Raw genomic sequence first — 17,580 nt, 5'->3', positions numbered from 1 at the left:
CAACCGTAGCGGTTGGCCTTGGACCGTTACCCCCGCCCATCCGTTTTGTTCATCCTTAAGTCATATCTCATTCTGCTATGCTGACACTTTGCAATATTGATATCCCAATAAATAAAACCCAGCGTTTTCAGCTTGATAACTTATCTTTGAAAGCCTTCCAGCCGGTTCTGGTAGCCGGGCCCAATGGCGCGGGTAAATCCCTCTTATTGGCATTAATGACCGGCCAACCATCGGCCAATGTTCACCCGCTATACCCCACAACCACAGCGACGGCCCAAGGGCGCTCTGCTGGCAGCATCCCCGTATTGCAAGGGGATCGGATACTGGTGAGTACAGCCACCCAGCAAGCAATACTGGACGCCGAGCGTAAAAAGGCCTGCGCCGATATTCTGGATATCGTGGCTACGCCCACCTGCGCTAAAGCGGTACTTTGCGAAGGACTACGTGAGCCTGACTATGCGTGCGAACTGGCCAGCCGGTTAGGCCTGGGAGCGCTTATGGAGGCTCCGTTTACGGGGCTTTCCACCGGCGAAACCAAAAAGTTGCTGCTGGCCAGAGCTATTGCCTATCAGCCCAAATGGTTATTACTGGATGCGCCATTTGACGGCTTAGATGCACAATCTGTCAGAGTATTGACTCAACTGCTAAGTGATATCGCGGCTCCTACCACGGTGGTAATTGCAACCAACGCCGTCGGCGCGTTACCTGAACAATCCTGGTATTGCGTTTACCTGGAACAGCTAACTATCAGCTGGCAGGCGTCATTTAGTGATACTGACACTATGCGCGCAGCACTTAACCAATATGAAACCCTCAGTGAAGCTACAGTAGCGTTACCCGACGCAGATAATGCTGGCACTACACTTCCTGATCCGTTGGTCAGCCTTACGGATGGACAGGCGAGTTATAACGGCCGGGTTATTTTTGAGCACCTTAACTGGAGTGTGAAGCGTCAGCACCACTGGCAAATCATCGGGCCGAATGGAGCGGGGAAAAGTGTACTGTTAGCCATGATTACCGGCGATGATAGCCATTGTTATACCAATCAGCTCACTGTTTTTGGCTACCGGCGGGGCAGTGGTGAGAGTATTTGGGATATCAAAAAGCATATCGGGGTGGTGTCTAACCAGCTGTTTTTACAATACCGGGTGAGTGTCAGTGTGCTTGATACTGTACTATCCGGATTTTTCGATAGTATCGGCTTGTATCAGCAACCCACCGATAGCCAATTACGTATTGCCAGACAGTGGTTAGCGGTGCTCGGCCTGACGCATCTGGGCGCGGTGTCATTTCAGTCCCTTGCCGAAGGCGACAAGCGTTTGACATTGATTGCCCGGGCCATGGTAAAGCAGCCGGCGCTGTTGATTCTTGATGAGCCTTGCAACAACCTTGATACCCTCAACCGGCGCAAAGTATTAGCTGTGGTACAACAACTTATGCAGCGCAGTAACAGCACAGTTTTATATGTCAATCATCAGCGCGAAGATGTTCTTGACGGCATTAGCCAACAACTTGATATGAGTGATTACCGGCCGGCGCCATGAGGCGTGATTAGCTATCACAATATTTACCGGCTTTTTTCAGCCTTCATTACATTTTCACCGCAGTAAAATTTAATCCGCACTAATAGTGGGTTTTTTCCGCCCTGTAATCAGCGACTTCACCCAAAGGCTGTATATAGATACAGTTAAAGCCCACTAACCACGCGGCCTTCAGGCCAGTTTTTTCCTTGACAGTGGGAGAGGAACCTACCTAAACTGTCAATCAGTGGGTAAATGTGGTGAATTGTGGATCGTTAAGTACCGTTTTGCAGACCAGCATTTATAAAACAAGAAAAATAAGCAAAACATAAAAAAGGCTAGGGGAATGTTCCGCGGCGCTAATGCAATCAATCTTGACGTAAAAGGTAGGCTGGCTATACCAACAAAATACCGCCAGCCGCTGTTGGATGATTGTAACGGACAGCTGGTCTGCACGGTCGATACACAACAAAGTTGTTTGCTGCTTTACCCACTTCCCGAATGGGAAGAAATTGAACTAAAACTCAGTAAGTTTTCTAGTACTATCCCCGCTGAACGTCGGATGCAGCGTCTTTTGTTAGGTTATGCCACAGAAGGCGAAATGGACAAAAGCGGGCGTTTTCTTCTGTCTTCTCCACTACGACAACACGCAAAACTGAATAAAGAAGTCATGTTAGTTGGTCAGCTTAACAAACTGGAAGTTTGGGATGCCGACATATGGGCCCGTCAGATTGAGGCGGACATGGAAACTGAACGTGAAGGAAACTTCGAACTCACCGAGCGCTTACAGGACTTTTCTTTATGACCGACTTTGCCCACATCTCTGTTTTACTCAATGAGTGTATAACAGGGTTGGACATTGATCCCGACGGCATTTATGTCGACGCCACGTTCGGCCGCGGGGGTCATTCACGCAAAATTCTTGAGCAGTTGTCTGCCAACGGGCGGTTAATCGCATTTGATCGCGATCCCCAGGCTATTGCTGCTGCCAATGCATTGGCCGATGATCCTCGGTTTTCTATTATTCATGAACCGTTTGGTGATATGGCCCAGCAACTTTCCCAACGCGGCCTGGCCGGCAAAATAAACGGCGTACTGATGGATTTGGGCGTGTCCTCTCCCCAACTTGATGACGCCAGCCGTGGCTTTAGCTTTTTACGCGACGGGCCATTGGATATGCGCATGGATACCAGCCGTGGGATAAGTGCTGCCGACTGGCTTAACAAGGCAGAAGAGCAGGATATTACCCAGGTTATCAAAGAATTCGGCGAAGAAAAATTTGGTAAACGCATTGCCTATGCGATTGCTCAACGACGTAAAGAACAGCCCTTAAGCCGAACTTTAGAACTTGCTGAACTGATTGATGCAGCGGTGCCGGTGAAAGATAAATATAAGCATCCGGCCACACGCGCATTTCAGGGCATTCGTATTTATATCAATGCCGAGCTTGACCAGTTGCGTGTAGGGCTAAAAGCTGCGGTAGACGTTCTGAAGCCAGGCGGCCGGCTCGCCGTTATCTCATTCCATTCGCTGGAAGACCGTTTGGTAAAACGATTTATTAAAGATCAAAGCAAAGGCAAGGTCGTACCGCATAATTTGCCGGTGACCCAGGCCGAAATCGATGCCGATAAAGTGCTTAAACCGATAGGTAAAGCTATCAAGCCTACCGATGAAGAAATAAAAGTGAATGTGCGTTCGCGCAGTTCCGTGCTCAGGGTGGCAGAAAAGCTATGACCGCCAGGGCCAGCAGCAATAATCAGTCGGCCACGAACTTTAATTTACTCGGTATTCTGGCTCACGATTTAACCCGCAACAAGTTGCGGGTTTTGTTGTATTTAACGGTAATCGTTGCTGGCTTTAGCGTTATTTTAGCCAGCCACTACAACCGGCAACAAAATATTCGGCTGGAAAGCCTGATGCAGCAACGTGATGAGCTGGATGTGCAGTGGCGTAACCTGGTGTTAGAGCAACGCGCCCTGACTGAACACAATCGCATTGAAGCGATGGTAGAAAAACAGCTCGATATGCATCGTCCCAGCGCGGACCAGGAAGTGGTAGTAAAAATCAAATGACCATAGCACTGCTAAAAGGCAAGAAACAAAACCGGGGCGCGCGTCAAAACGTTAAACCCAGCCTGGTGCAGTGGCGGTTTGTCGTGGTGTTGGTTGCTGTCGCGCTGGTATTTGCCGCCATTGCGGTGCGGGCCGCTTATATCCAGGTTATTGCCCCTGACAACCTGATTCAGCAAGGCGATAGCCGTACCCTGCGCACGCGTGATATGCCCACCTACCGAGGGTTAATCTCGGACCGTAACGGGGTGGAGCTGGCCGTAAGTGTGCCGGTTCGGGCAATTTATGCCGACCCCAAAATTGTGCACGAGAAAAACGGTTTGGCAAAAAGCCGCCGGTGGGAGGCGTTGGCCGATGTGTTGGGGCGGGATGTGAAAGAGCTCACTGAAAAAGTTAGCGACCCCAAACGTCGCTTTGTGTATTTGCAACGCCAGGTTTCACCTGCCATGGCCGATTATGTCAGCCAACTGGATATTCCCGGCATTTATTTGCGCCGAGAAAGCCGCCGCTATTATCCAAACGGTGAGGTCACCGCCCAGCTTATTGGTATCACAAATGTGGATGATGCGGGCATAGAAGGCCTTGAACGTTTATATGATGACTGGCTTACCGGTACGGCTGGCTCGAAAATTATCCGCCGTGATGCCAAAGGCCGCCAGGTAGAGATTCTGGAAAGCAAAGACGGTGAAGCGGCGGGTAACTTATCGTTGACTATCGATCAACGTATTCAGGCATTGGCGTATCGCGAAATAAAGGAAGCCATGCTGTATTACCAGGCGACCTCTGCGTCGGCCATTGTGATTGATATTCATAATGGCGAGATACTTGCCATGGTGAATGCACCATCATTCAACCCAAATGATCGCAACGACGTTTCGCCCCGCCGTATGCGTAATCGGGTGATCACCGACGCATTTGAGCCCGGTTCAGCGATGAAACCGCTGGCTGTGTTGTCTGCGCTGGAATTCGGCAATGTGAAAATTGACGACATGGTCGATACTGGGCCGGGCTGGATGCGACTGGGCGGAAGCCTGGTTAAAGACCATCGCAATTACGGCAAGTTGAGTCTGGAAGAAATTATTCAACATTCTAGCAATATGGGAACCTCAAGACTGGCCCTGGGGGTACCTAAGCAGTTTTTGCTGGATACGTATTACAACATGGGGCTAATGACCGATACCGGTACCAATATGCCGGGTGAAAGCAGCGGTATATTCCATGAACGTAACCGCTGGTCACAGTTTGAACTGGCGACCTTATCCTTCGGTTACGGTATTTCTGTTACCACTGCGCAAATTGCGCGCATGTACACCACCATTGCTAATGGCGGGATAAAACATCCGCTATCCATTGTGAAAAGCCCTAAATCAAAAGGCTGGAAGCCCGAAGCTGAGCGTGTGCTTAGTGAAAAAAACGCCCAGGCGGTGATGAATATGCTGGAGTCGGTAGTGCAGCGCGGCGGCACGGCAACCAAGGCAGCAGTACCTGGTTATCGGGTAGGGGGCAAAACGGGTACCAGTCGTAAAGCGGTCGCGGGTGGTTACGGCGAAGAGTACGTAAACATTTTCGCCGGTATCGCGCCGTTAACGAACCCCCAACTGGTGACCGTGGTATTGATTAACGAACCTGGCGGTGATCTGTACCATGCCGGTGATACCGCCGCGCCTACTTTTTCCGCCATTATGGGCGGCGCCTTACAGCTGTTAAATATTCCACCGGATGATAAGCAGGTCACATCCACCCAATGGCTAAATGGAGGACAGCATGGTAGTTAATGCCTTTACCCAGAGTATTCGTCCTTTATTAGCCAAATTTGGTATTGAAGCACCGGATATCCGGATTGACGGGCTTGTGCTGGATAGCCGGCAGGTCACGCCGCGCCAGGCCTTTGTTGCTCTGCAGGGGCATGCGCTGGATGGACGCGAATTTATCCCGCAGGCTATCAGCCTGGGGGCGAAAGTCATACTGACGCAAACTGACGACAGTGAAGCCCATGGCGCAATGGAAATGCGCGCCGGCAGCGTGATAGTGCATCTGTTTGATTTACCTGCCATGTTATCTTCCCTGGCTGCTGCTTTTTACGATTATCCAGCCACTAAGCTGCACTCTGTCGCAGTCACCGGAACAAACGGAAAAACCTCGGTAGTACAACTCGTTAGCCAGATTAAGTCGCTTTTAGGCATGCGTTGTGCGGCCATTGGTACGTTAGGAAGTGGCGTTTATGAAGGTGATTCAACCCAATGGGTGCCTTCGCCCGGTGACAATACCACCCCCGATGCTATTACTATGCAAGCCTTATTGGCAGACTTCGTGCTTCACGAAGTGCGTCAAGTGGCGTTTGAAGCATCCTCTCATGCGATAGTGCAGGGCCGCTTGCGGCAGGTTAAAGCCGATATTGCGGTATTTACCAACTTGTCTCGCGACCATCTTGATTACCATCACAGTATGGAAAATTATGCGGCAGCAAAACGAGGCTTGTTAGCTCAGCCCGGCTTACGCACGCTGGTGCTCAATGCTGACGATAGCGAATCGCAACAATGGATAGAACATGCTCCAGACACCGTCGAGGTGGTGGTAACCAGTATGGACCCTAAACCCCATGCATTGCCCGACTATCGCCATTGTTTGGCCACAAATGTGCAATACCATCAGGCTGGGGTGCAGTTCAGGCTACAAACCAGCTGGGGCACTAATGTGGTTAATGTGCCGCTGCTGGGCCAGTTTAATGTGCGTAATGTGCTTAGTGCTGTGGCGGTTGCCTTGGTGCAAGGGGAACGGTTCGACGATATTACCCGCATTTTGCCTATGCTGGTTCCAGTGGCAGGCCGGATGGAAGTGTTTGCATTTGCGCAGCATGCCAACGTGGTAGTGGACTATGCGCACACCCCCGATGCGTTGGACAAAGTACTGCAAAGTGCCCGGGCACATACTGACGGTGCGGTATGGTGCGTGTTTGGCTGTGGAGGCGATCGGGATAAAGGCAAAAGGCCATTGATGGCCGCCGTCGCCGAGCGAGGCGCAGACTCTGTAGTATTAACCAACGACAATAGCCGCTCTGAAGCCCCCGAGGCAATAGCGAACGATATCCAGGCAGGATTCAGCGACCCGCAAAAGGTGGCTTATATCGATGACCGGGAAACCGCTATCAGACATTGCCTGATGCAGGCTGCCCCGCAAGATTTAATTGTCGTGGCCGGTAAAGGGCACGAGCAATACCAGATTATTGGTAAGACGAAAACAACTTATGACGAGCGCGCCGTTATTGCACGGCTGCAAAAGGAGTACAGCAAATGATAACAACCACGCTGTCCTGGATTGCGCAAAATATTGACGGCCAGCTAAGTGGTAGCGATATCACGGTGGCGGGAGTGGGCACGGATACGCGCTCGCTGAAACCGCAGGATGTATTTATAGCGCTGACCGGGCCTAATTTTAATGGCCATGAATTTATTGCCCAGGCTGAAGCATGTGGCGCCAGCGCCATTATCGCCAGTGAGCCGGTGAGCACTACATTACCTGTGATAACCGTAGCTGATACACGTCAGGCACTGGGTATGCTGGGCGCTGCGGTCAAAGCGCAGGTGAGCCCTAAAACAGTGGCGATTACCGGTAGCAGCGGAAAAACCACGGTAAAAGAAATGACTGCGTCAATTTTATCGCGGCGCGGCAGCGTGCTGGCTACGCAAGGGAATTTCAATAACGAAATTGGGGTGCCGTTGTCGCTGTTACGGCTAACGGAAGAACACGACTTTGCGGTGTTGGAGCTGGGCGCTAACCATCTTGGGGAAATAGCCTATACCACTGATTTGGTCAAACCAGATGTGGCCACCATTGTGAATGCGGCAGCGTCACACCTGGAAGGTTTTGGCAGCCTGTTTGGTGTCGCTCGGGCTAAAAGCGAAATATTCAAAGGGTTGGGCCCAGAAGGGGTCGCAATCATCAACATCGATAGCCAATTTGCGCCATTCTGGCAGGGCAAGCTGAAACACCAGCGTACCCTGACATTTTCACCAGACCAGCAGCATCAGGCTGATTATAGCGCCGAAGATATTAGCCTCGGGTTGGATGGTTGTGCTGAATTTCAGATGATAACCCCCGGCGGCACCATCGCTATACAACTGGCGGTGCCCGGCTTACATAACGTTGGCAATGCGCTGCTGGCGGCAGCTTTAGCGATTCAGGTTGGCGCCACTCTCGAAGATGTCAGCGAAGGGTTACGTCAGATGGAGCAGGTAAAAGGGCGCTTAAATGTGAAAACACTCAGCGGTCAGGTACGCCTGCTGGATGACACCTACAATGCAAATGTAGCATCGGTTAACGCCGCTATTGATACGCTGGCGACTTTTAGCGGGGTGCGGGTTCTGGTATTAGGTGATATGGCGGAACTGGGCGAAAAAGCCCGTTATTATCATGCCCAGGTCGGCGAATACGCTCAGCAAAAAGGCATCGATTATCTCTTAACGCTCGGGGTGTTGAGCCAAAGCGCCAGTGAAGTATATGGCGATGCTGGCGAACATTTTAGCGATGTAGAAAGCCTCGTAGCTGATGTGTTGGCAAGATTATCTGCTGAGCAGCGAGATATCTCGGTATTAGTCAAAGGCTCACGTAGTTCAAAGATGGAAAGAGTAGTAGAAGCGATTGAGGCATCCCCTTTGGGAAAGCGTGATCGCCGTCGGGAGCGTATTGCATGTTAATTTGGCTGGCTGAGTGGTTAACCCAGTTCGAAACAGGATTTAATGTATTCTCGTATCTCACAATGCGAGCGATTCTGAGCACCCTGACGGCGTTACTGATTGCAATTTTAATCGGGCCTAAAATGATTCGTGCGTTACAGCGCATGCAAATAGGCCAGACGGTGCGCGACGATGGTCCGCAAAGTCACTTGTCCAAAGCGGGCACCCCCACTATGGGCGGGCTACTTATCCTGGCTGCTATTGTTACCAGCGTTGTGTTGTGGGCAGATTTAACTAACCGCTATGTATTGGTCACTCTGCTGGTGGTTATCGGCTATGGCATTATCGGCTTTGTAGATGACTATCGAAAGGTTATCCGCAAAGATGCTAAGGGCTTGATCGCGCGCTGGAAATATTTTTGGCAATCTGCCATCGCGATAGGTGTGGCAGCCTATTTATACGGCACCGCTACCACCCCGGCTGAAACTGCCTTGCTGGTACCTTTTTTCAAAGAGGTCTTTCCCCAACTGGGGCTGGCCTACATGATGATTGTGTATTTCGCCCTGGTGGGAACCAGTAACGCTGTCAACCTGACCGACGGGCTGGACGGGCTGGCTATTGTACCAACGATTCTAGTGGCCGGGGCGCTGGCGATTTTTGCTTATGTCACCGGCAATACCAACTTCGCCGAGTATCTGAATATTCCTTATATCCCTCTGACCGGTGAGTTAGTCATAGTGTGTACAGCCATTGTTGGCGCGGGCTTAGGCTTTTTGTGGTTTAACACCTATCCGGCACAGGTTTTCATGGGTGATGTAGGCTCCTTGGCGCTGGGGGGGACCCTGGGGGTACTGGCCGTTTTAGTCAGACAAGAAATTGTGCTGATTATTATGGGCGGCGTATTTGTTATCGAAACGCTGTCGGTCATCTTGCAAGTAGGCTCGTACAAGCTTCGCGGCCAACGGATTTTTCGTATGGCGCCTATACACCATCACTATGAATTAAAAGGCTGGCCGGAACCGCGGGTAATTGTTCGTTTCTGGATCATCTCACTTATTTTAGTGCTGGTCGGTTTAGCCACCCTGAAGCTGAGGTAACCCAGGTAATGTTGACGGATTTATCAACTAAACGCATTGTTGTTGCTGGTCTTGGGATCAGTGGCCGCGCCTGTTTGCGTTTTTTAGCCAGTCAGCGTGCGCAGGTCAGTGCGTGGGATACCCGTGAACAGTTAACGCTGGATTCTGAAATAGGCGTGCCAGTGACATTAGGCCAGCCGCCCGCCGGTTTTTGGGATACGGTGGATATGCTGGTGTTAAGCCCGGGCATTGCATTGGATAATCCGCTGCTGGCGCCGGTCCGGGAACGAGATATAGAAATCCTGGGTGAAATAGAATTATTCGCCCGCTTCAACCAAGTGCCGGTGCTGGGTGTGACTGGATCCAACGGTAAAACTACGGTAACTCTGTTAACTCACCACATTCTGTCTGAGGCCGGTTTACGCAGCGCAGCTGCGGGTAATGTTGGCACCCCGGCAGTAGATACCCTAAACCAGCCGCTTGATATTATTGTGCTGGAGTTATCCAGTTTTCAGCTTGAAACCACTAGTCACTTAGCGCTGGCTGGCGCAACCATTTTAAATGTCAGCGATGACCACCTGGACCGGCATAAAACGCTGGCGGCGTATGCTGAAGCAAAACAGCGGATATATAACCACGCTGACCATGCGCTGGCCTGGCGGGATCAGCAATTAACCTATCCGTTGCCGTTAGCGGTAAGTATCAGCGAATTTGGGCTGCAACATTCTGCTACTGACTTTGGGCTCACTGACAACTGGATTACCTGGCAAGGCGAACCGCTGGTGGATACAACCAAAGTTCAACTTATGGGGGCGCATAATATCCTCAATATTCAGGCGGCCCTGGGGCTGGCAATTATTGCCGGCGTTACCCCTGCAGTAGCTGCCCAGGCGGTATACAGTTTTGCTTCGGTGGCCCACCGTTGTGTACCGGTTAGCCAGGCCGGGGGTATTACCTGGATAGACGACTCTAAAGCCACCAATGTTGGTGCAACGATTGCCGCTATTGAAGGGTTAGGACGCCAGCGAACGGGTAAGTTGATACTTATTGCCGGTGGCGATGCTAAAGGCGCAGATGTAACGGCGTTACAGCCTTATTTGTCCGACTATGTTGATGCTCTGATTACTTTAGGCCGTGACGGGCCTGCGATAGCCGCGCTAAAAGCGGGCGCTGAACAAACCAGTTCAATGTCTCAGGCGGTAGCAGCGGCGCGCCGTTTGGCGGCGCCGGGTGATACCGTATTATTGTCGCCAGCTTGTGCCAGCCTGGATATGTTTAAAAATTACGAGCATCGTGCGCAGGCATTCGCGCAGGCGATTACCGGAGCGGTCTCATGCTAGCCGGTGCCAGTGCAAAATTAAGCGATATTTTCAGCGCTCGCCATGATGGCAGTAGCGCACCTACCAGTCAGCGCGCCTACGATCTGTCGTTGGTGCTGGTGGCCCTGGCCTTGATGTCAATTGGTCTTATTGTGGTTACTTCGGCATCTATGCCAGTGGCGGAACGCGAATATGCCAGCCCGTTTTATTTTTCGATTCGCCATGGCGCCTATCTGTTAATAGCGCTGACGGTGGCGGCCGGGGTAATGCAGGTGCCTATGCATTTTTGGCGGGTCACTAACCCCTATCTGCTGCTACTGGCTATCGCATTACTACTTGCTGTATTGGTAGTGGGGCGCAGCATCAATGGTAGCACCCGGTGGATTGTTATCGGGCCGATGACGTTACAGCCCGCCGAGCCTGCCAAGTTGTTCTTTTTTACCTACCTGGCCGGGTACCTGGTGCGCCGCTATGAAGAGGTAACGGAAAATCTGAAAGGCTTTGTGAAACCTCTGGTGGTGCTGTTTGTACTGGCAACCATGTTGTTGTTACAACCCGACTTTGGCACCGTGGTGGTTATGCTGACCACTACCATGGGGCTGTTGTTTTTAGCGGGTGCGCCGCTATGGCAATTTTTTGGCGTGGTATTTGTCGGCTTGGCGGCGGTGGTTTCACTGATTGTGTTCGAAGAGTACAGAATGCGCCGGGTCACTTCATTTTTGGACCCATGGGCCGATCCTTTCGGTAGCGGTTATCAGTTAACCCAATCTTTAATGGCGTATGGGCGGGGCAGCTGGTTTGGTCAGGGGCTGGGTAACAGCTATCAAAAGCTGGAGTTTCTTACCCAGGCCCATTCAGATTTTATCATGGCTATTCTGGCTGAAGAGCTGGGGTTTGCTGGCGTACTGGCGGTCCTGGGACTAATTTTTTTCCTGGTTATTCGCGCCCTTAAAATAGGCAACCAGGCTATTGCCCGGCACCGGCCGTTTGAGGGTTATCTGGCGTACGCTATCGGGATTTGGCTAAGCTTCCAGACCGCGGTGAATATTGGTGCCAGCGTGGGCATACTGCCCACCAAAGGGCTGACATTACCGCTTATCAGTTATGGCGGCACCAGCTTAATAGTGACCATGATCACCATTGCGTTATTGTTACGCATTGATTTTGAATTGCGGGTAGATGGCGTACAGGCCCTGGATCGGGGTGACAAACCACGCCGACTTAAAGGCCCGGCAAAAGGCCCCGCTGATACGCGCCCGACATCAACGTCCAAAGCCACCTCCACGGCCGCCGGCCAGCCAGCTGCAGACAAACAACAGCTTCGAGAAGTGCTTGAGAATGTCGAGCAGGAGGCCCGCCATGACTAAGCGCTGTTTGATAATGGCCGGTGGTACTGGCGGACATGTGTTTCCAGCATTAGCGGTAGCCCAGGCGCTGCGTGAGCTGGGCTGGGACGTGCAATGGTTAGGTACCGCTGAACGTATGGAGGCTCAGGTGGTGCCTGCACATGGTTTCCCTATCCATTTTTTACCCGTTAAAGGCTTACGGGGTAAAGGTATGAAAGCCCGTTTGCAGGGCCTTACTGCTTTAGCCAGCAGTTTATGGCACGCCCGTTCACTGCTTAAGACATTACAGCCCGATATGGTGCTGGGCTTTGGCGGTTATGCAAGTGGGCCGGGCGGAGCGGCAGCATATAGCTTACGGATACCCCTGATAATCCATGAACAAAATGCTGCAATAGGCATGACTAACAAACTATTGGGCCGGATAGCACGTAAGATTTTGCTTGGCTTTAGCGAGGCGCAAACGCAATTTGGCCAGGCTGCCGCCCGGTGTGTTACGGTCGGTAATCCCATTCGTCACGAGATTGCCCAATTGCCGCAAAAAGCGAGTATTCACTTACCGCTAAATGTTTTGGTGGTAGGTGGCAGTCTAGGTTCAGTGCCGCTTAACAAGGCGGTGCCCGAAGTATTGAAAACGCACCCGCAGTTATCGGTTTGGCACCAAAGTGGTAAAGGGCATCAGGTAGCATTAACCGATGCTTATGAACCAGCACGGTGTCAGTGGCAGGTCACCGAATTTATTGATGATATGGCCGCAGCCTACGCCTGGGCAGATGTCATTATCTGCCGTGCCGGAGCGCTAACGGTGTGCGAAGTGGCGGCGGCGGGTTTAACCGCGGTATTTGTGCCTTTGCCTCATGCGGTAGATGATCATCAAACCAAAAATGCCCAGGCGTTAGTTCAGGCAGATGCTGCGGTGCTGATTGCGCAAAATCAGCTTGCCCAAGCCTTACCCGGTGTGGTGCAAACCTGGATAGATAACCCTCAGCGCTGTTTAGAAATGGGCCAGCGGGCCCGTAAACATGCGGTACCTGAGGCAACCAACAATGTAGTAAAGCAGTGTGAAGCGCTGCTGGGAGAGACGGCATAATGGTGTTTGAAACGCCGTTCCAAAGCCCGCAAATGCGGAAAGTACGGACAATCTTTTTTATTGGTATTGGCGGCGCCGGAATGGGCGGCATTGCTGAAGTGCTGCTTAATGAAGGCTATTTAATTGCCGGTTCAGACCAACAGCCAGGGCCAATGACCGACCGGTTAAGCGAGCTGGGCGCGAATGTATTTATTGGCCATGCGGCCGACAATGTCAAAGGCGCCGATGTGGTGGTGGTATCCAGCGCTATTAACGAGGCTAACCCGGAAGTCATGTATGCCCGGGAAAATCGGGTACCCATTATTCGCCGGGCAGAAATGCTATCTGAGCTGATGCGTTTTCGGCATGGAATAGCCATTGCCGGAACCCATGGTAAAACCACTACGACCAGTTTAATTGCAACCATCTTTGCTGAAGGCGAGCACGATCCTACCTTTATTATTGGTGGCTTACTAAACAGCGCAGGCACCAATGCCCGTCTAGGGAAAAGCCGTTACCTCATTGCTGAGGCCGATGAAAGCGATGCTTCATTTTTGCATTTGCAACCGATGGTCTCCGTGGTCACCAATATCGAAGCCGATCACATGGATACTTACGACGGTGACTTCAACCGGATGAAAGATACCTACGTCGACTTTCTGCATAATCTGCCATTTTATGGTCAGGCAATATTATGTGGCGACGACGCGAATATACAGGCTATCCGGCCGCGTATCGGCCGCAGTATTTTAACTTACGGATTCGCCGAGCATAACGATTTTCGGGCAACCGATGTGGAATTAGGGTTTGGCCAGGCCCGCTTTACGGTATCCCGCCCCCAGCAACCGGCCCTTCAGGTTACGCTGAATCTAACCGGCCGCCATAATGTGTTAAATGCGCTGGCTGCTATCGCGGTCGCCACCGATGAAGGGGTAGAGGACGGGGCTATCGTAAAAGCACTGGCCGAATTTGGCGGTATCGGACGCCGGTTTGAAGTGTTGGGCGACTTCACTACCTCGGTAGGGGAGCTGACCCTGGTAGACGACTACGGTCATCATCCTACCGAAGTTGCCGCTACAATTGCCGCTGCCAGAGCAAACTGGCCTGATCGCCGGTTGGTGATGATTTATCAGCCGCATCGCTTTAGCCGTACGCGTGATTTGTATGAAGATTTTGTCGAGGTATTGTCGCAGGTTGATGTATTGCTGATGCTGGATGTGTATGCGGCCAGTGAACAACCGATTGAAGGGGCTGACAGCAAATCGTTGTGTCGTTCGATGCGGGTCCGCGGCCAACGTGAACCGGTATATGTAGGTGATAAGGAAAATTTGCAGGGAATTCTGGCGAACCTGATGCAGGATCAGGATGTCATAATGACTCAAGGGGCCGGAAATATTGGGCAAATTGCAAAAGAACTGGCAGCGATACGGTTGGAACCAAAAAATATTTTGGATGAGAATAAATAATGAATAAACAATATCAGGCAAGTGATTTCGGTCGGGTCGCCGTCCTGCTTGGTGGCGAATCAGCCGAACGAGAAGTGTCTTTACGTTCCGGTACAGCGGTACTTACCAGCCTGCAACGCCAGGGTATAGACGCTATCGCCTTTGATCCCGCGAAGCGGCAACTAACTGATTTAATAAAAGAAAATATTGATAGAGTGTTAATAATGCTGCATGGCCGAGGCGGCGAAGATGGCTCTATGCAGGGTGCCTTACAGCAGCTAAAAATACCCTATACCGGCAGTGGCGTTTTGGGTTCTGCACTGGCCATGGACAAGATTCACAGTAAGCAAATTTGGGAAAGTGTAGGGCTACCCACGGCGAAATACCAAATAGCTGATAAATCAGGCTTTGAAGCTGGATCATGCAGCGCTATAATGGAAAAATTGGGGAATAAAGTCATGGTCAAACCGGCCCGGGAAGGGTCAAGTATTGGTATGGCAAAAGTGACAAGCGCTGAACAACTCGAAACTGCCATTCTGGACGCGTTTAATTACGATAATCAGGTCCTGTTAGAGCAGTTCATTGATGGCCCGGAATTTACGGTAGCGTTGCTGCAGGGTAAAGCCTTACCGTCAATTCGCATGTCTACCCCTCATACATTTTACGATTATGCAGCAAAATACCAGGACGATACGACCGAATATTTTTGCCCCAGTGGCTTAGCTGAACAAGATGAAGCTGAACTGGCCGCTTTGGCTAGTCAGGCATTTCATGCGTTATCCGGCAGTGGCTGGGGGCGTATTGACGTAATGCGCGACGACGCTGGCCGGTTTTTCCTGCTGGAGTCAAACACTGTGCCGGGCATGACAGAGAAAAGCCTGGTACCCAAGGCCGCGAAGGTTGCCGGGATAGATTTTGATGCCCTGACGTTGTCGATACTGGCAACCAGTATGACCGCGTAACGAGGAATATAACGAGCCAATGCAGGTACTCACACGCGAACAGGCCCGTTTGGCCGCCGGACTGGTGTTTTTGCTCAGTGTTATTGGCAGTCTGGTGTATGGGGCGCTGGTGGTGCGCGACTGGCTCAAAGATGAACAGCGTATGCCGGTTCAGGTAGTAGACTTTTCGGGCGACTTTGCCCATGTGAATGTCGCCCGCCTGGAACGATTAATTCGACAAAGCCAGCCAGGCAGTTTTTTTGAGCTGGATGTAAATGAAGTTTTTGTGCTGGTAGAAGCCCAGCCTTGGGTGTACCGGGCCTCGGTGCGTAAACAGTGGCCGAATAAGCTGAAAATTTATCTGGTAGAGCAACAACCGGTAGCGCAGTGGAATGATGACATGCTGCTAAACCCGTATGGCGATACCTTCGAAGCCAGCGCAGATGAGCTGGCGTTACCGAAATTGTTCGGTCCGGGCGGCAGTGAAAAAACCGCTCTGGAAGGTTACAACGCCATGAAATCGTTGTTAGCGACATCCTCTATGGCGATTGCCGAGTTGTCGCTGAGCGAACGCTTTGCGTGGCAGATGCAGTTGACTAACGGCATTGAATTGAATTTGGGTCGTCAGGAATTTATTGACAGGTTGCAGCGGTTTATCGATGTATTCCCGCTGCTGACCAAAGAAGAAAAGCCAGTCAGGTACGTCGACCTTCGTTATGACACTGGGTTTGCCGTAGGCTGGCAAGACGACGATAACAAACAGAGTTAGTGAGAGAGTTTAAATTACTATGTCGAAACCCGCTGAACGCAATTTGATCGTCGGCCTTGATATCGGTACCAGTCAGGTGAAAGCCGTGGTAGGCGAAGTGCTCAATGATAGCTCGATCAGCATTGTTGGTGTAGGTACACACGTGGCTAAAGGCATGGACAAAGGCGGGGTTAACGACCTGAACCTGGTAGTCAAGTCGGTGCAAAATGCCGTGAATGAAATGGAGCTAATGGCCGACTGCCGAGTGTCTTCGGTGTTTATGTCAATCTCCGGGCGCCATGTTAAATGTCAAAATGAAAATGGCATGGTGCCCATCAACAACCAGGAAGTTACGCAGGAAGATGTGGATAATGTTATTCACGCCGCCCGGTCAGTACCCATTGCGGCTGAACGTCGGCTGCTGCATGTGCTGCCGCAGGAGTACACCATTGATGTGCAGGAAGGGATAAAGAACCCAATTGGCATGTCAGGGGTAAGAATGGAAGCCGATGCGCACATCATCACTTGTGCTGACGATATGGCGAAAAACCTGACCAAATGTATCGAACGTTGTGAGCTCAGTGCCGATCAACTGATTTTCTCAGCCCTGGCATCGAGCTACGCGGTTCTGACCGACGATGAAAAAGAACTCGGCGTCTGTGTAGTCGACATCGGTGGCGGCACCATGGATATCGTCATTTATACAGATGGGGCGATCCGGCATACCGCGGTGATCCCGGTAGCAGGTAATCAGATTACCAGTGATATAGCGAAAATATTTCGCACGCCCATCAGCAATGCTGAAGAGATAAAAGTGAATTATGCATGCGCACTGAAAGACATGGTGAGCATGGAAGATAACATTGAGGTGCCCAGTGTGGGTGGCCGGCCAGCACGGGCGATGTCCCGGCATACGTTGGCAGAGGTCATTGAACCTCGTTATCAGGAACTGTTTGAGCTGGTTCACGATGAAATTCGTGCCAGTGGCCTGGAAGAGCAAATTGCGGCGGGGCTTGTCCTGACCGGTGGTACAGCCAAGATGGAAGGGGCGGTCGAGTTTGCCGAAGAGTTGTTCCAGATGCCAGTGCGCGTAGGTAAGCCAATCAATATTAAAGGCTTATCTGAATATACTGATGATGCAGGATTTGCCACTGTTGTAGGTCTTCTGCAATACGGCAAGATGCAGTCAGAGAATAAAAAAATCAGTAAGCATAAACCGGTTGAAAGCTTTATCAATCGGGTGCAAAGCTGGTTCAAAGGTGAATTTTAATTTTTTATTTTGGGGGCGCTAAGGCTGGAACATAGGGGTTATCAGGGAAGCATGTAACCTGCTGAAAATGTCCTGGCTTAGTGTTGAAGACGTACAACCGGAGAGTA

General features: G+C 51.3%; 15 protein-coding genes. All 15 read left to right on the top strand.

From position 1 onward, the window contains the following. Positions 1 to 77: 77 nt before the first annotated feature. The 15 genes from D0Y50_RS14755 to ftsA all read left to right on the top strand — a co-directional run bounded on the left by D0Y50_RS14755 (position 78) and on the right by ftsA (position 17,473). The gene (locus D0Y50_RS14755) at positions 78 to 1,544 is read left to right on the top strand and encodes an ATP-binding cassette domain-containing protein (protein WP_117317644.1); all 1,467 of its coding nucleotides are present in this window, start codon (positions 78 to 80) and stop codon (positions 1,542 to 1,544) included. Positions 1,545 to 1,866: 322 nt separating this feature from the next. Beyond that, on the top strand, positions 1,867 to 2,325 hold the full coding sequence (mraZ, locus tag D0Y50_RS14750) for a division/cell wall cluster transcriptional repressor MraZ (protein ID WP_108567533.1): 459 nt from the start codon (positions 1,867 to 1,869) through the stop codon (positions 2,323 to 2,325). Then, positions 2,322 to 3,254 carry a 16S rRNA (cytosine(1402)-N(4))-methyltransferase RsmH gene (gene rsmH / locus D0Y50_RS14745; RefSeq protein WP_117317642.1) on the top strand — a complete coding sequence of 311 codons (933 nt, stop codon included), beginning with the start codon at positions 2,322 to 2,324 and terminating at the stop codon, positions 3,252 to 3,254. Before mraZ ends, rsmH begins: the two co-directional genes overlap by 4 nt. Continuing rightward, positions 3,251 to 3,592 carry a cell division protein FtsL gene (gene ftsL, locus D0Y50_RS14740; RefSeq protein ID WP_108567535.1) on the top strand — a complete coding sequence of 114 codons (342 nt, stop codon included), beginning with the start codon at positions 3,251 to 3,253 and terminating at the stop codon, positions 3,590 to 3,592. Before rsmH ends, ftsL begins: the two co-directional genes overlap by 4 nt. Further along, entirely contained in the window at positions 3,589 to 5,364 is a 1,776-nt protein-coding gene (locus tag D0Y50_RS14735) for a penicillin-binding transpeptidase domain-containing protein (protein ID WP_108567536.1), read from the top strand. Before ftsL ends, D0Y50_RS14735 begins: the two co-directional genes overlap by 4 nt. Beyond that, on the top strand, positions 5,354 to 6,883 hold the full coding sequence (locus D0Y50_RS14730; RefSeq protein WP_117317640.1) for a UDP-N-acetylmuramoyl-L-alanyl-D-glutamate--2,6-diaminopimelate ligase: 1,530 nt from the start codon (positions 5,354 to 5,356) through the stop codon (positions 6,881 to 6,883). Before D0Y50_RS14735 ends, D0Y50_RS14730 begins: the two co-directional genes overlap by 11 nt. Then, positions 6,880 to 8,283, top strand: coding sequence for a UDP-N-acetylmuramoyl-tripeptide--D-alanyl-D-alanine ligase (locus D0Y50_RS14725; protein WP_108567538.1), 1,404 nt, complete (start codon positions 6,880 to 6,882; stop codon positions 8,281 to 8,283). Before D0Y50_RS14730 ends, D0Y50_RS14725 begins: the two co-directional genes overlap by 4 nt. Continuing rightward, positions 8,277 to 9,359 carry a phospho-N-acetylmuramoyl-pentapeptide-transferase gene (gene mraY, locus D0Y50_RS14720; protein WP_108567539.1) on the top strand — a complete coding sequence of 361 codons (1,083 nt, stop codon included), beginning with the start codon at positions 8,277 to 8,279 and terminating at the stop codon, positions 9,357 to 9,359. Before D0Y50_RS14725 ends, mraY begins: the two co-directional genes overlap by 7 nt. Before the next feature lie 8 nt (positions 9,360 to 9,367). After that, entirely contained in the window at positions 9,368 to 10,678 is a 1,311-nt protein-coding gene (gene murD / locus D0Y50_RS14715; protein ID WP_108567540.1) for a UDP-N-acetylmuramoyl-L-alanine--D-glutamate ligase, read from the top strand. Beyond that, the gene (gene ftsW, locus D0Y50_RS14710) at positions 10,672 to 12,024 is read left to right on the top strand and encodes a cell division protein FtsW (RefSeq protein ID WP_117317638.1); all 1,353 of its coding nucleotides are present in this window, start codon (positions 10,672 to 10,674) and stop codon (positions 12,022 to 12,024) included. Before murD ends, ftsW begins: the two co-directional genes overlap by 7 nt. Continuing rightward, entirely contained in the window at positions 12,017 to 13,090 is a 1,074-nt protein-coding gene (gene murG / locus D0Y50_RS14705; protein ID WP_108567542.1) for an undecaprenyldiphospho-muramoylpentapeptide beta-N-acetylglucosaminyltransferase, read from the top strand. The genes ftsW and murG overlap by 8 nt, the downstream gene beginning before the upstream one ends. Continuing rightward, on the top strand, positions 13,090 to 14,535 hold the full coding sequence (gene murC / locus D0Y50_RS14700) for a UDP-N-acetylmuramate--L-alanine ligase (protein ID WP_108567543.1): 1,446 nt from the start codon (positions 13,090 to 13,092) through the stop codon (positions 14,533 to 14,535). Before murG ends, murC begins: the two co-directional genes overlap by 1 nt. Next, positions 14,535 to 15,476, top strand: a complete 942-nt coding sequence (locus D0Y50_RS14695) for a D-alanine--D-alanine ligase (RefSeq protein WP_108567544.1) — start codon at positions 14,535 to 14,537, stop codon at positions 15,474 to 15,476. The genes murC and D0Y50_RS14695 overlap by 1 nt, the downstream gene beginning before the upstream one ends. A gap of 19 nt (positions 15,477 to 15,495) precedes the next feature. Continuing rightward, on the top strand, positions 15,496 to 16,224 hold the full coding sequence (locus tag D0Y50_RS14690) for a cell division protein FtsQ/DivIB (protein ID WP_108567545.1): 729 nt from the start codon (positions 15,496 to 15,498) through the stop codon (positions 16,222 to 16,224). A gap of 19 nt (positions 16,225 to 16,243) precedes the next feature. After that, entirely contained in the window at positions 16,244 to 17,473 is a 1,230-nt protein-coding gene (gene ftsA, locus D0Y50_RS14685; RefSeq protein ID WP_108567546.1) for a cell division protein FtsA, read from the top strand. Positions 17,474 to 17,580 lie beyond the last annotated feature (107 nt).

The organism is Salinimonas sediminis (genome assembly GCF_003429285.1).
Classification (GTDB): Bacteria; Pseudomonadota; Gammaproteobacteria; order Enterobacterales; family Alteromonadaceae; genus Alteromonas; species Alteromonas indica.
Note: the sequence above shows the minus strand (reverse complement) of the source record. Positions and strands in the feature narration are given on the sequence as shown.